This is a genomic window from Allomuricauda sp. CAU 1633, assembly GCF_017313225.1.
GTDB lineage: Bacteria > Bacteroidota > Bacteroidia > Flavobacteriales > Flavobacteriaceae > Flagellimonas.
The window spans coordinates 310,479-323,328 of sequence record NZ_JAFLNE010000004.1 but is presented as its reverse complement, the minus strand read 5'-3'; the positions used below and the strand labels follow the sequence as shown (position 1 = coordinate 323,328).

Sequence of the window (12,850 nt, the reverse complement as noted above, 5' to 3'; positions counted from 1 at the left end):
CCAAGGCAAATACATGATTCTAATCAAAAGGCAGTTTATCTGGCGCTATGTAATTGGTCTTGGCTTCATCGCTGGAAAAAATATTGAATCCATAATGCTGATCTAATAGTTCTTTGAAAGCTATTTTTAGGCGGGGAAACTCCTCCATAAAACAAGAAAAGGTCTTTGATTTCGATTTTTTCACAAAATGGTGCACCACTTTTACGGCTGCCACTGTTATTGTGGTATGAAATTTATCCCCATTACCATAGATTACATCAAAATGTTTGATGCCTGCACAGGTCTTTTCCACAGCCTTTTGTTCCCCAAAGTCACGGATGTAAATCCATGCCAACCTTAGATGGGCTTCATGGTTGAACAATTTAGGGTTTAAGCTTCCCTTTTCAAACGATTCCACAAATTCTGAATCACTAAATTGAGAATGGTGGGTATGATTCTTACCATACCACAGATTTGGATTGATACAAGTCATGTTATTTTTTGTTATGATTAAAGGGCTGGGCTAGTAAGCAATGCATTTCTGCCGGGATGATTTTTAAGGACATAGTGCATCCGATGAATTTGGTCTTTGGTAAAGATGTTCATTACCGCATCATGGGAATAGTTCATATAATTTCCGATCATGATTTCCTCTCCAGCGCATCCCAAATACGGAACACTTCCAAACACATGTTCATCCACCGCTGGGGTATCATCACAAAAATCATTGGTATCACATTCCCCAGAACCCCACGTATGCAACAACCCTAAAAAGTGCCCCATTTCATGGGTAAGGGTGCGACCAAAACGTGCATGGCAATCTATATCCGATTCTCCAAAATGTATCCAGTTGACCATAATTCCATCTGCATCATTGGGCCCCGGAATGGTTAAAAACTCCGTGCCCGGCAAATCGGTTTCTGGTCCAGTAGCACTGCCGAGACTCAAACAAACGGCTGATTCTGGCAATGGGGTAGTCCAGATATTGATGTACGCACTGGTATCCCAATAGGCATATTGTGCATAATGGTTTTGATTGTAACCTAAGTCCGGGACATTTATTTGAGAGGCATCTATTCGATTTATCCCATTGGTTTGCTCTCCGCCTGGCGTCTTTTTTGCCAACACGAATTCAATTTGGGCATCCCCGCCATCGGGATGATCATTAAATCCCTTGGTTCCCAATTTTCTTCTATAATCTTCATTGAGGATTTCTATTTGCCTTTCAATACGTTCGTTGGAAAGATTTGGACCTTCCCCAAGGGTCTCGCCGTTGTGAATCACATGGACCACAACCGGTAGATATACCACTTCATTACCAGGTTCTGGGATGGGAGAAGGACCAACACTGTCATCATTCTTACTGCATGAAGTCAATAATACATTGAACGCAAGCAATGCAGTAAGTAAAATTTTTGTGCTTTTTTCAAGCTTCATCAAAAACTATTTTTCTGACACATCTTTAAAGGTCAACATTTCCCAAACTCGTTTTGAGGCACCATTGTAGAACCCGGTTTCGTGTTCGTAACCCTTTGGGTTGTTGAAGGTTCCAAAAATGATGTCAAAAAGGGAAATGTCTGAATAATTATAGGCATGGATTCCCTTGGCGTGGTGTATAGTGTGCGCTTCAGGGCGTTGTACAATATACCCTATCCATCTCGGCGTCCGAATATTTGCATGCTGAAAAATGGCCAAAAATGTGGTAATCAAAATAAAGAGTGTCGCAGCTTCAGGCGTAAATCCTGCAATGACCACCAAGCAAAGGCTTCCCAACAATGTAAATCCGATCATGTCCATGGGGCTAAAATAGAAGGCTCCATAGCTGTCCATACGCTCTGCACTATGGTGCATTTGATGAAAGATTTTCCATAGCGTATCATTTTTATGCATGGCGTAGTGCCAAACATAGAGTCCGAACTCATAGATCATCACGGCTACAAAGGCTCCCCAACCTGCTCCAAGTGCGGTAAGGTCAAAGATTTGGTAATCCACCAAATAGGTATCCCATATTAACGGGAAATAGGTAGACAGATAAAAAAACACTCCAAAGGATGCGAGCCCCCTTAGTTTCCAGTTCTTTACTTTTGGCAATTCCCTAGCTGGAAAAAGGGCCTCCCAAAGCATCAACACCCCGTACATTCCCAAAACAATAAGAGAAATTGGGTCGATTAGCACGGCCCAAGGGTTTGGTAAATTTTGAATAATCTCAAGCATTTTTGTATTGTTTAGATTGTTGTTCACCCTATAGGCAAAAGTTTTTACCTTACATTGTAAGGAAAATGCTGTAAGTTGGATTATACAGTCCACTCATGTGGCGTCTCCGGCTCATAGCTACAACAAGTACCGGTTTTGATGGAGTTGGTCAAATGCTTGGCCAATTTGGGATGTACTTTCTCAATTTTCTTGATGGAGCTACGAATCCGCCAAGTTACTGCGGCACGTGCTTTTTCAACCGAGGAGCCTGTTTTTCTGATTTTGTTTGATAATCCGGTAACCTGCGATAAATGTTCCACCAAAGCTTCATATTCTTCCCTGAGTGAATCGGCCCTTTCATAAAGCCCCATTTCTTCTGCATCGGAAATATCCATTTTTAACGACCGAAGCTTATTTTTGTATTCTTTCATAGCTTGGTCATCAATCAGTGAAGTTCCTCCCGTTTCCAAAACTACGCCCATAAGAACTGCGCTATGAATTTGTTCTTCGGGCTGTTCCAAGAGTTTGGCAATATCATGAAGTCCTTTTGAATCTTTTAGGGTAACCGATTGATTTAAATAAGCAAGTTCCCATACTTCTCCGTTGCTTATGAAATTCCCTTTGGTAATTGACCCAGTGGTCGGAGCAATAGGTTTATTGATTTCTTTGGAAGTATTTCCCAAGGTAAATTCCCAAAAGGGTTCTAAGTTGGTAGCAACTAGATAAGGGTTGACCTCTTTTTGCCAATCTACTGCTTCTTTTTTGGTCACCTCTTTGCCATCATGGATATTCTTTTTGAACAATTCCATGTATTTCTTCCAGTTGGTCATCATCTTATCATGTTCCGATAGATGAAAATAGGCTGCGGCCAAAAAAGCGGTAAAATCGGTCCAAATGGAAAGATTGGCCACTTTTTCTCCCAACGAAACGGCCTTTTGGTAATCCCCCTTTTCAAAATACACCAACATACCTATGGGCAAATAGGCTTCTGGATGCAAAGGATTTAGGTTTCTGGCTTTGATGTAGAGTTGTTCAGCCTCTTCTAAATAGCCCAACCAGACCAAACAATTGGAAATGAGCACCAAATTATCAGCGTCATTGGGATTCATTCGGAGTGATTTCCGCAAGACATATTCTGACTTTTCATAATCTCCCAAATACAAAAAAGTCCTTCCCAAAACCGCCAGTGAGACATAATCGTTTTCATCCAGTTCAATGGCTTTCAGGGCATAATCGTGTGCCCCTTTTTGGCTCACATCCCAACGGTTCCACAACTGGCAGCTCCATTCGTTGAAATAGGAAAGGGAGAGACCAGTATACGCTCTTGCAAACAAAGGGTCTATTTTTAGTGCAGATTCAAAATATTTCCGAGCGGTTAAATCGCTTTCAACAGTACCTTTTTTAAGTTCGTTGAAACCCAAAAGCCAGTTCTCGTAAGCTGCTAGTTCAACAGATTCTTTTTTGTAGGAGTAGGAGAGGAGATCATGATCAATCTGCTGTTGCAATACGCTCACCATTTGCTGTGTGATGGTATCCTGTGCATTTAGGATGGTTTCCATTGCTTCGTCATGATTTCCAGCAAAAACAATCCTGTTATCCTTGGTCCTGATAAGGTGTACGCCAATTCTATACCCTTCACCAATGGCCCTAAAGCTTCCTGTGATGATGTAATCGGCCCCTAATTTTGTTATGGATTTAGTATCAGAAATATCGGAAATGCCCAATGTGGAATATTGGGAAATAACCGATAAACCGATAAACTTTGAGAAGTTAATTATAAGGTCCTCGGTAAACCCCTTTATTATAGGGTTCATGGCGTTTTCTGCCCCAATAATTTGAAAGGGCAATACTGCAATTGTAGTCTCCTTATTTCCAACCAGTTCCACCTAAAGCACAATTGAATGACAAATATACAAAAGATCATTTGTGATAAACTGAATGAGACAGATACTCCTTCTGTTTTTGTGTGTTAAGTGGGAATAGGTGCATGGATGGCCAAAAATCTTGTAACTATGGTTGAAGTTTCAAGACATCTATATTGGTCTTATACAATCTACTATTTCCATTTTCATAGCTGTTGAGAAATAGTTTTAAGGATTGCATATTCCGAATTGGGCCATCTGGATTTGTAATTCTTCGGCTTGTGAAATAGAGTATATTGTTTTTTTCATCCACAAAAGGGCAATAATCCATTTGTTTTGAATTGATGGGTTGGGGTAGGGGTTTGGCTTTCGACCATTCACCGAAAGCGTTTTTAAAACTGATGTATAAATCCCCACTTCCCTGTCCGTCTTCACGATTATAACCACCAAAAATCAAATAGCTGTCATCTTTGGAAATATAGGCATTGTACTCGAAGGTCTTGGAATTGATGTTTTCATCTAAGGAAATAGGGTCTGTGTAGGTTCCATTTTTGAATTCACTGAAAAAAATATCATCCTCCCCTTTAGAATCTGGACGGTCACCTGTATAATAGAAATTCCCATTTTCGGCCACTGCTGGATAAAACTCATTGTGTTCGGTATTAATTAGGCTTCCCATATTGATGGGTTTCGACCATGCCGCCGTTTTTGAAAACCGTTCCACATACCAAATATCATAATCCTTGGTTGTGGAGATGGAATCATGCAAAGGACGGTTCGACACAAAATAGAGTCGCAATCCATCAGGGGATAAAAATGGCTCCATATCTTTATAGGTTCCGGAAAAGGGAGCAATCAAAGGAGTGCCCCATGCATCACCAGTTTTGGTAGCGGTGGAAATCACCGAAACATCCTCGGTTTGGGATTGAATGGTAAAATAGGCTTCTGAACCACTGTCATCCAAGGTAAAGTCCCTGACTTTGTCAAAATCCCTCAAAACCTCAACGGCGGGGCTTACTACTATTTCATTTTGACCAAAACCAAATAAGGTGCAAATTGAAAAGACAAAAAAGAAACTAGTTTTCATAGTTGATGACCTTGGCAATAGCTTCTTGAATCAATTTTTCCATTACGGCATAGCCTTGTTTGGTCAAATGGACTTCATCTGTGGTCAATTCCTTGGGAAGGCCGCTTCGTTCATCGGCCATGGCCCAGAAGTAATCCATGTACATTACACCCTGTTCATCCGCCATTTGCTTCAACAGAAGGTTCAACTTTGGAATTTTTATATTGGGTTCCAACCCAGGTCGCCACGGATAATCGTATGCAGGAAGCACCGAACATACAATGGGAGAAATGTTATTGGCTTTTGCCAGTTCCACCATGGAAAGAATATTGTCCCGGATTTGCTCCAAGGTCATGGGACCCGTATTGCCCGCAATGTCATTGGTGCCCGCCAAAATGACTACAATTTTAGGTTGAAGGTCAATAACATCTTGCCGAAACCGAAGCAGCATCTGCGGTGTGGTCTGTCCACCAATACCTCGATTGATATAGGGATTATCCTTAAAGAAATCTGGATTGGCGTTGGACCAACCTTCGGTTATGGAGTTGCCCATAAAAACCACACGGTGTTCATCCTCCGCAGGAGCAGATACTTCTGCATTGGCGTTTTTATATTTTTCCAAATTGGGCCAATCTTGGGCGATAATCTTTGTAGCGGTTGAAGATCCTAAGAAAGATAGCATAAGGCAGAGAATAGTTTGCTTTTTTAACATGTGCTGTTTTTGTTAAAAATAGGAAAATATCGCTATGTCAAAAGCAGGTAGAATATAAAAAAGAGTAGAACGGTGGCAATGGCTGCGTAAAACATTCCTCTTTTTTCTTTTTCCTTTTGAATGAACATCATTTTCTTGATGCGATTGATATCTCGTGGAGTGGATTTCTTAAAATACAACTTTGTTATGCTTTTCCTTCCATAGACATCATCTTTGGATTTGAGCTTTCTCTTTTTGAGCAAACTCCTGTTTTCCTTTAAACTTTTGATGGCATGCATCATGCTTCCTTCTCCTCCCATAATTCTGCTGTTTATATATTAGTTTAAAAGGGTTCTAGAATGTTACATTTCATTCAAATAAAAACGGCATAACTTTTTAGTTATGCCGCTATGTTGAAGGTTTTTTAATGATTAATATTTGGCACTCTTCCCATTGGTCTGGGTTCGTATAATAAAGTCCCTAATATCGTCATTGGCCTTTTGAAGGTCTTCCCTTCTCAAATACATCATGTGTCCAGAACGGTAGCCTTTAAAATCGAACCGGTCTTTCATTCGCCCACTGGGGTCCACTTGAGACATGGTATATTTGGCCGCAAAATAAGTACAGGCCCCATCATAATATCCAGACTGCACCAACACATTCAAATAGGGGTTTTGGGCCATCGCCTGACGGAGGTTATCTCTAACATTATCATCATCATTGTTCCAAGGATGCACTGGACCGAACATATTGTACTTAATGTCCGTTTTAAATCCTAATTCTTCCTGTAAATAATAGTTAATGGCAGGGGTAAAACTGTGCAGCCAAGAAGTAAGCTCTGGAGAATAGTCTGGGCTATCGCCAAAAAGTTGTCGGTCAATTCCCAAATATCTGCTGTCCAATCGTCCCACGGTGTATCCACCTTTATCTTTTAAAAGCGCCTTCCAGAAAAATTGAGTGGGAACATCTAAATTATGGTCAATAATGTCTTTTTCCTTCAATCCGGTATAATAGGCCATTTGTTTGGCCACCTCGTTTCGTTCTGCCTCTGGAATAAAGCCACCTTTGGCAATGGCTGGCAACAGGGTATTAATGGTGTATTCTTCAACTTCTGGTAGCACATCCAACAAGTCCTTGCTTTGCAAAGCAGCAGGTAAAGCCTTGTGGTGCCATGCGGCTGCCGCAAAATAGGGAAGGTTCAAAGCACTGGAAACCGGGTCGTTGTCGCGAAACACCTTATAATCGGCAGGAGATACCATAATAACACCGTTCAAGTACATCCATTGCTGGTTCTGTAGCGCCAAGGACAATCCCATAACCCGGGTTCCTCCATAACTTTCACCGACAATGTATTTTGGAGATCTCCAACGATTGTTTCGGGTTACGAAGGTGTTCAACCACTCCGCTAAATATTCGGTATCTGCATTGATTCCAAAAAACTTTTCCCGTTTCACTTCCTCACCGGTTTCGGGAATAGTACGGGAATATCCAGTGTTTGCAGGATTTACATAAACAATATCCGTAACATCCAATACGGAATAGGGATTATGATCTACGCCATAGGGTTGAACTGGATAACCCTCATCATCAATTTTAAGAATTCTGGGGCCTGTGTAGGCGAGGTGCATCCAAACAGAACCTGAACCTGGACCTCCGTTAAAGGAAATCAGCAGGGGGCGTTCGGCCCTATTTTTAACATTGTTTCTAGTATAATAGGTATAGTGAAGTGATGCAATGGGTTCTCCCATTTCATCCCATACCGGCTGGGTACCTGTTGTTGCCGTGTAATTAATGCTAACCCCTTTTATAGTGACCGAATGTTGGGTGGTCACCGTGGTGTCCACTGGGAGTTTTCGGTTTTGGGAAATGGCAATGGAAGAGCACAAAACTATGCTTAATGCAAGATAAATTTTTCTCATGGTATTACGTTGAATTAGTCTATGGCTAAAAGTAAGTAATTTGATTGAGATTCCCTCCCAGCTAAGACAGAATGCGGCCTTAACAATTAGTAGATGTTAACAGAACAGTAACATCACTTAAACTTTACAGTGTAACATTTTCTTTAATCAAGCTTAATCCAATGAACATATTAAGGTAATCCAATTCTAAAGTGACGTGGATAGTTTTGGGGATAACGAAAACCTTAAACTATAAAATTATGAATTTGAAAAAATTAATCTTTGGATTGGCACTAACCTCTATTATTGGGTTCGGTCTTACTAGTTGCGACGGTGAAGATGGTCGTGATGGTGTAGATGGAGTCGACGGAGTGGATGGCGTAGATGGAGTCGACGGAGTGGATGGAGAGGATGGTGAAGACCTTACTATCGCCGAAATGGAACCACTCATGACTTCTGTAACCCCAAACACCCTATTTGAATTCAAAGGCGCATTTGCGGGAACAGCTCAATTAGAAATGATTATGTCCTCCGCCGATATTCTTCCCACTGACCCTTCTTTTGTTTTTGGAGCCTATACAGATGGAACCGCTCTTTACCCTGCCGAGGATGGGACTTTTGCTTTGATCAATAACTTGGAGGCTGATTACTCAATTGCCAGAATAAGGGTGAACTCCGATTTACGCCCTATGGAGGGAGACTACATTGTAAATTCCACTGCTACTGCATTTACCGCACAATGTTCTGGTTCTTCCATTACGGTTGATGAGCATGGCTTTGGCCCACTTTACCTTTCTGGAGGTGAATGGGGTGGAAATGGAAAAGGGGTTTATAAAATCAACCCTTTCCGTTCTACAAATGATAGGGTTGAAGCTGAAAGATTACCTGCTTTGGGTGAATGGTCTACAGAAAACGCCGTTGTCATCGGTAAAGATGCCTACCCAACCCAAACTGTGGTATTTATGGGAGATGATGATAGCCAAAACGTTTATCCATCAGCCCATTTTGGTATGTATGTAGGTGCCAGGGGCGACCTTTATGGTGGCAAGCTTTATGTGCTTAGAGGAAAAGATTCTACTGAAACCGCTATTGGTGGCGGTGGTCTTAAATTTGAAATGGGAATGGCCGAAGACATCGAATATGATGTAGAATGGGTAGAAGTTACTGAAAGAACCCTTGAGGAACTGAACCAGGAAGCCATTGATTCTGTAGCCATCGGTTTCCAAAGAATTGAGGATATTGACTGGCAAAGAGGTTCTGCCGCCAACAATAGAAATGTATTTTTTAACGCAACAGGTAGAATTCGTGGCGACAACCCAGACTTGGCCAATAGAGGAACTTCTTTTGGAAGGGTATACAAATTGGAGTTGAATCCAGATGATCCAACAGGCGATGCTAAACTTACTGTTGTTGTGGATGGAGACTTGGAAGGTGGTAAAGGTGATGGCATGCACTCTCCTGATAACATCGTGGTAACTGAAAACTATGCCTACATTCAAGAAGATCCCAACGGATATGCAGATTTAAACCCTGATATCCAAGGATATGCCAAACTGTGGCAATATGATATTATGACTGGTGCTTTTACCGAAGTTATGGAATGTAACCAAACGGTTGCAGCAGGTCTTGGCATTGGTGATACCGAATCTCTATGGGAAATCACCGGTATGATTGATGTAACTGATATCCTTGGTGCTTCCGAGCCTGTATTTATCTGTGGCGCTCAGGTACATGGATGGTCATACGACAGCAACAATCCAGCTACTTTTAGAGAAGATGGGGCAAAATTCGTAGATCCTACGGCAATTGACGAAGCGGCTGCCTCTTTGGAAGGTTCTGTTATATTCAAAATTACTGGGCTTCCAAGATAACAGGGTACAGCCAAAACATATTTTTATAAAAGGTTCCCTTGCAAGGGAACCTTTTTCTTCATTTTTAATACTTCGTATATGAAACTCTCAACGTATACTATCCTTGGCGTTTGTATTGCTTTTTTCAGTTTGATGTCCTGTAAAGAAAAAACTACCCCAAAAAGGGTTGCCAGTGCTGATGCGGAATCCCTTTTTACAGAAGAAATAAGGGATTATTACTTTCAAACATTGGACAGTGCTGCTTTCTACATTCAAAAATTGGACACAACCGAAACCTTGGAATACAACAAAGCCAACTTCTTAAAAAGCAGAGAATGGTACAAGCGGGCAGAACCCATGCTCATTGCCTATGATTATCAAAACTATCTTTCCATGAACGCTCCCAACCTCCTAAAGGTTGAGATTGATGACTACACAGACATAAAGCGGTTGTCGCCCAAGAGCTATCAAGTGCTGGAAGAACTCCTCTATGCAGATGAAGAGATATCCCATCAAGATCTTGACCAGGTTCTTAAATACCTAAAAGTGCGTATCCCTTTTATCAGAAAAAACCATATTATTTATACCCAAAAGGATAGGCACCATCTTAAAATGATTAGGGATGGAATCATCACCGTTGCCGCAAAAGGTATTACCGGGTTTGATTCCCCCATGCTGGCCAATTCCTTAAATGACGGCATATACAGCTATGAGACCCTAGCAAAAGTTTTAGGCTTTTATAAAGAAGCCTTTTCGGATGAAGCCCTTTACAATAAGTGGTCCATTGAGATTGAAAGTACTATTGCTGAATTGAAATCTGGTGATTTTGACACGTTTGATCGCTATGGATTCATTAAAGACCACACCAATAAACAATTGGAACTTATAAATCTAACCGCAAAGGATTGGGGGATTGAACTCAATACGTCAAGACCATTGAATCCTGCGGCCACCAATATTTTTTCAAAGGATTTTTTTAATATCAAGAAATTTGCATTGCCGGGATCACCCGCTATCAATGACGAGCGGATAGCTCTGGGCAGAAAACTCTTTAATGATGAATCCCTTTCCAGTACGCAAAACATAAGCTGTGCCACCTGTCATGTCAAAGAAAAAGCCTTTACTGATGGACATCCAAAGGCACTGGGCATCAATGGAGTTGAATTGCAACGAAACACACCCACCTTATCCTATGCCGTTTATCAAAAGACCATGTTCTATGATGGAAGGGCAACTGGCTTGGAAGATCAAATCGTAAATGTGGTGAACGACAAGAACGAATTTCACATGGACCTGAACACCATAGAGAAAAGGGTAGCGGAAAATAGCGCCTACAAGGCTTCTTTTGACAGTCTCTATGGCGGTGAAATGACCAATATGAATGTACGACATGCCATTGCCACCTACATTAGAAGCTTGGCACCGTTCAATTCCAAGTTTGACCGAAATATCCAAGGAATGGAAAACACATTGACCGATGAAGAAAAATTAGGGTTTAATCTGTTTATGGGAAAAGCGGCTTGTGCCACTTGTCATTTTCCACCAGCGTTCAATGGTACGGTTCCCCCAAAATATGAAGAAACAGAGTTTGAAAATCTTGGTGTGCCCAAAAATGCCAGTTTTGACAATCCCATTTTAGATGAAGACCCTGGACAGTACCACCCCTATAAGGTTGAAGAAAAACGGAATTTCTTTAAAACAGCTACGGTACGTAATGCCGAACTGACTGCACCGTACATGCACAATGGTGTTTACAAAACCCTTGAGGAGGTGATTACCTTTTACAATGTTGGCGGAGGTCAAGGTATGGGATTGGATGTGCCCTATCAAACCTTGCCACCAGATTCCTTGAATTTGGAAGAAAAAGAACAGAAGGCTTTGATTGCATTCATGAATACACTTACGGATTCTGACCTAAACTAGTTTCGAGGTAAGTATTCTTGTTGAATATGCCCGGTCTTGTGATTACTTTGTTAAAAAGATCGTGCATTCATTCGTATTATTTCTTTATTGTTAACTTTAATACGCACGTACTAAACACGTTATCAATGAAAAACTTATCGAGAAGAAATTTCAATACCCTAATGGCAAAAGGCATGGGAACCGCCGCTATTATGGCAACAACTCCATTGGCCTGTGCCATGGGAAGTGGACAGGACAAAAAGAAATTGGGAATTGCCCTGGTGGGTCTCGGCAGCTATAGTACCTATCAATTAGCTCCTGCATTGCAAGATGCACAACATTGTTACTTATCCGGAATTGTTACTGGAACCCCAGAAAAGGAAAAGATTTGGGCCGACAAGTACAACATTCCCAAGAAAAACATTTACAACTATCAGAATTTTGATGATATCGCCAAAAATGATGATATAGATGTGGTGTACGTAGTACTTCCGAACAGCATGCATGCCGATTTCTGCATCCGTGCCGCTAAGGCTGGCAAGCATGTTATCTGCGAAAAACCTATGGCAGTGAGTGTTGAGGAGTGTGATGCCATCATCAATGCCTGTAAGGAAGAAGGCGTAAAACTTGGAATTGGATATCGATTACAATCTGAACCCTATACCAATGAAGTGAAGCGTTTTGTTCGTGAGAAGACATTTGGAAACGTAAGGTATGTATCAGCGGATGCCGGATACCATTCTGGAGGGAATCCAAACCAGTGGCGATTGAACAAGGAACTTTCTGGAGGGGGAGCGTTGCTCAATATGGGTGTTTACGCCATTCAAAGTGCTATTTATGGATCGGGACAGAACCCCATTTCTGTTACAGCCCAGGAATACAGCACCCGCCCGGAGTATTTTAAGGATACCGACGAGACCATTACGGCCCAATTTGAATTTCCAAACGGAGCTGTGGGGAACATCATGACTTCCCATAATATTAGTGCAAACAGTATGTATGTGTCCGCCGAATCGGGGTGGTTTGAACTACAACCCGCAAATAGCTATGGCCCTCTAAGCGGAAAAACCTCGAAAGGCGATGTGATTGAGTTCCCACATGAAAGTCAACAAAAACTACAAATGGATGATTTTTCCAAACACATACTTTTTGATGCTCCCAATATTGCCCCTGGCGAAATGGGCAAGCGTGATATGATTATCTGCGCAGCTATTTATGAATCCATAGCCAAAGGAGGGCAAAAAGTCATGCTCGACTTGGAACCCGGATACGGTTTTGGAGGATTGCCAACATCTTGAAAGTTTTAGAATCATGGTAGGAATATACCTGCTAAAACACTCAAAATCAAAACGTACTGTTCAAAAAAATAACATGAGAAGCCGCTAAGTTCTCAAAATTTTAGGTTTTTT

General features: G+C 41.4%; 11 protein-coding genes. 3 read left to right on the top strand and 8 right to left on the bottom strand.

All coding sequences use genetic code 11. The features are described 5' to 3' along the window. Positions 1 to 19 precede the first annotated feature (19 nt). The 8 genes from J0X14_RS13610 to J0X14_RS13575 form a co-directional block, all read right to left on the bottom strand. Positions 20 to 472 (bottom strand): hypothetical protein, encoded by a 453-nt coding sequence (locus J0X14_RS13610; RefSeq protein ID WP_207098346.1) that lies wholly within the window; start codon positions 470 to 472, stop codon positions 20 to 22. Between the two features lie 17 nt (positions 473 to 489). Then, complete coding sequence (locus J0X14_RS13605; protein WP_207098345.1) at positions 490 to 1,416, bottom strand: M43 family zinc metalloprotease; 927 nt, start codon at positions 1,414 to 1,416, stop codon at positions 490 to 492. Positions 1,417 to 1,422: 6 nt separating this feature from the next. Next, entirely contained in the window at positions 1,423 to 2,193 is a 771-nt protein-coding gene (locus tag J0X14_RS13600; protein WP_207098344.1) for a sterol desaturase family protein, read from the bottom strand. A gap of 80 nt (positions 2,194 to 2,273) precedes the next feature. Further along, complete coding sequence (locus tag J0X14_RS13595) at positions 2,274 to 4,058, bottom strand: tetratricopeptide repeat protein (protein WP_207098343.1); 1,785 nt, start codon at positions 4,056 to 4,058, stop codon at positions 2,274 to 2,276. A 124-nt stretch (positions 4,059 to 4,182) separates the two neighbouring features. Further along, entirely contained in the window at positions 4,183 to 5,121 is a 939-nt protein-coding gene (locus J0X14_RS13590) for a PD40 domain-containing protein (RefSeq protein WP_207098342.1), read from the bottom strand. After that, complete coding sequence (locus tag J0X14_RS13585; protein ID WP_242528031.1) at positions 5,111 to 5,782, bottom strand: SGNH/GDSL hydrolase family protein; 672 nt, start codon at positions 5,780 to 5,782, stop codon at positions 5,111 to 5,113. Before J0X14_RS13585 ends, J0X14_RS13590 begins: the two co-directional genes overlap by 11 nt. A gap of 62 nt (positions 5,783 to 5,844) precedes the next feature. Then, positions 5,845 to 6,111: a hypothetical protein gene (locus J0X14_RS13580; RefSeq protein ID WP_207098340.1), complete on the bottom strand. Its 267-nt coding sequence runs from the start codon at positions 6,109 to 6,111 to the stop codon at positions 5,845 to 5,847. A 111-nt stretch (positions 6,112 to 6,222) separates the two neighbouring features. After that, on the bottom strand, positions 6,223 to 7,710 hold the full coding sequence (locus J0X14_RS13575; protein ID WP_207098339.1) for a S10 family peptidase: 1,488 nt from the start codon (positions 7,708 to 7,710) through the stop codon (positions 6,223 to 6,225). A 239-nt stretch (positions 7,711 to 7,949) separates the two neighbouring features. Here J0X14_RS13575 and J0X14_RS13570 point away from each other — a divergent pair, with 239 nt between their 5' ends. The 3 genes from J0X14_RS13570 (at position 7,950) to J0X14_RS13560 (ending at position 12,739) form a co-directional block, all read left to right on the top strand. Then, positions 7,950 to 9,560, top strand: a complete 1,611-nt coding sequence (locus J0X14_RS13570; protein WP_207098338.1) for a phosphatase — start codon at positions 7,950 to 7,952, stop codon at positions 9,558 to 9,560. A gap of 78 nt (positions 9,561 to 9,638) precedes the next feature. Next, positions 9,639 to 11,462: a cytochrome-c peroxidase gene (locus J0X14_RS13565; RefSeq protein WP_207098337.1), complete on the top strand. Its 1,824-nt coding sequence runs from the start codon at positions 9,639 to 9,641 to the stop codon at positions 11,460 to 11,462. A gap of 125 nt (positions 11,463 to 11,587) precedes the next feature. Further along, the gene (locus tag J0X14_RS13560; protein ID WP_207098336.1) at positions 11,588 to 12,739 is read left to right on the top strand and encodes a Gfo/Idh/MocA family protein; all 1,152 of its coding nucleotides are present in this window, start codon (positions 11,588 to 11,590) and stop codon (positions 12,737 to 12,739) included. The last annotated feature ends 111 nt before the right edge of the window (positions 12,740 to 12,850 follow it).